General features: G+C 69.1%; 3 protein-coding genes. 1 reads left to right on the forward strand and 2 read right to left on the reverse strand.

Annotated elements, in window-relative coordinates:
* A partial coding sequence (locus C1I98_RS38040; RefSeq protein ID WP_111172077.1) for a class I SAM-dependent methyltransferase occupies positions 1–541 on the reverse strand: 541 nt, incomplete at its 3' end.
* Positions 542–590: 49 nt separating this feature from the next.
* A complete protein-coding gene (locus tag C1I98_RS38045; RefSeq protein WP_111172078.1) occupies positions 591–1,022 on the reverse strand; it encodes an MFS transporter in 432 nt (143 codons plus the stop codon).
* Between the two features lie 652 nt (positions 1,023–1,674).
* On the opposite strand from C1I98_RS38045, the gene C1I98_RS38050 reads away from it, so the two are divergent.
* On the forward strand, positions 1,675–2,271 hold a 597-nt coding region (locus C1I98_RS38050; RefSeq protein WP_111172079.1), incomplete at its 3' end, for an XRE family transcriptional regulator.

Raw genomic sequence — 2,271 nt, forward strand, 5'->3', positions numbered from 1 at the left:
GGGCGGTGCGGGGGCGGGTCTCGTTGATCAGGACGTTCCAGGTGAGGTCGAGGAGTTGGGCGATGTCGTCCGGCTGGTAGTAGTCGGCGGGGTCGAAGCCCTCCTCCTGGCGCACGGCCAGATCCGAGAGGGCGTGGGTGGCAAAGAGCAGCGTGCCGCCGGGGGCGACAGCGTCCAGAAGGCCGCGCAGCGCCGCGTGACCTGGTTGGCGCAGGAGCGGGAAGTAGTGTATGGACACCAGATCGAATGCGCCCGCTGGGGGCGGCGTGGTGATGAGGTCGGCCCGTGTCCACGACACGCGGCCCTTGATGTCGGTGGCAGCGGCGGCGGCACGTTGCAGGGCGATCGCGGAGATGTCGACCGCGGTGACCTGCCATCCGCGTCGGGCGAGCCAGAGCGCGTCGGCGCCTTCACCGCATCCGACGTCGAGCGCCTGGCCCGGCGGCAAGTCGTTGGCCTCCGCGACGAGCACTCCGTTGGGGTTGCCGCTGAATATCTGGTCGCGGCTGCGATACATCTCGTCCCAGCGCTGGACGTCCATGGCGCTCAGTCCTCTCGTTGGTTGCATGGGGACGGTCGGCGTGCGGTGCTCAGGCTGCTGCCGTCGGTGTGGGTTCGCTGTCCGCCGGCACCGGTTGGCGTCCTGGCCGGACGATGAGGCCGCACACGATAGCGCCGAGGATGAACACCGTCACGGTCACCCAGAAGGCGACGGTGTTGCCGTGTACGGATGCCTGCGCGGCGGCATCAGAGGTCTTGGGGTGGTGCGCGAGGTAGCTCGACGTGGCACTGACCGCGATGGTGTTGAGCAGGGCGGTGCCGATGGCGGCTCCGATCTGCTGCCCGGCGTTGACCATGGCCGAGGCGGCGCCGGCGTCGACGGACTCCACCCGGTCGGTGGCGAGGTTCATCGCCGGTCCGAAGATCAGGCCGAAGCCGGCGCCGGTGATCAGCAGCCCCTGCAGGATGCCGTTGGCGTATCCGCTGTGCACGGTGAGCCCGGTGAACAGTGAGGTTCCCACCGCGGTGAGGAGGAACCCGCCGACGACGACGGCACGCGCAGGCGGCCCCGCTCAGCCGGCCCTCGGTGACCTCCAGACCGGTCACCTCACCGCTTACCACCGTGATCCTGCGTGCGGCCAACCGCTCGGCCTCCTCGACGGTGGGACGCGGGGCGGTGTGCAGCAACAGAGTCAGCCGGTCGCTCCCCTGACGGAACAGCAGGGCCTGCTGCGCCCCCAACGGGCCTGTGGCCATGACACCGATCGGCTGGTCGCGTATCTCCCACCCGTGGCAGTACGGGCAGTGCACCACGTCACGCCCCCAACGTGCCGCAAGCCCTGGCACGTCGGGCAGTTCGTCGGCAACTCCGGCAGGGGCCGGCAGCCGCCGCGTCCGCACCCGGCGACCGGTGTCGAGCTCGACCGTGAACCCGTTGCCGTCGCATGCCGCAGACCGCAGACCGCGCCTTGCCCGCCTGCACGGCGCCGCCGTAGCGGGCCACCTCGCGGCGTCCCGCCCCCAGCAGGTCACCAGGCAGGGCGCCGTCACGGAAATCGCTGTCGACTGGGAATCTGGAGTCATCGTGACCACCTCCGACGCCAAGGTTGCACCCACATCGGCAATCGGGCAAAGTTCTTTGCAGAAAATGCAAAGCGCAGGCACAGTGAACGAATGAGCGATGACTTCGACGCCGTGCTGGCCGCAGTCGGACCCCGGCTGCGCGAATTGCGCCGTCGCCGCGGCGCCACCCTGACCGCCCTGTCCGAGACCACAGGCATCCCGATCAGCACCCTGTCCCGACTGGAATCCGGGCACCGCAAACCGGGCCTAGAACTCCTGCTGCCCCTGGCCAGGGCCTACCAGGTGCCGGTCGATGAGTTGATCGGCGCTCCAGCCGATCTCGACCCCCGGATCCATCCACAGCCGTTCACCCACAACGGCATGACCGTCGTGCCGCTGACGCGTAAACCCGGCGGGCTGCAGGCGTTCAAGCACATCCTGCCCGCCGGCATGACCGACGGCCGCGAACCCGACCCCCGCTCACACGAGGGCTACCACTGGCTGTACGTCCTACGCGGCCGCCTACGCGTCATCCTCGGCGACAAGGACTTCATCCTCACCGAGGGCGAAGTCGCCGAATTCGACACCCACCTCCCTCACTGGTTCGGCAACGCCGACGAGCACCCCGTGGAGTTCCTCAGCATCCTCGGCCCCCAAGGCGAACGCGTCCACATCAAGGCCAGCTACCGCCCCGACAACCCCCATCCC

Source organism: Spongiactinospora gelatinilytica, from assembly GCF_003236385.1.
Classification (GTDB): domain Bacteria; phylum Actinomycetota; class Actinomycetes; order Streptosporangiales; family Streptosporangiaceae; genus Spongiactinospora; species Spongiactinospora gelatinilytica.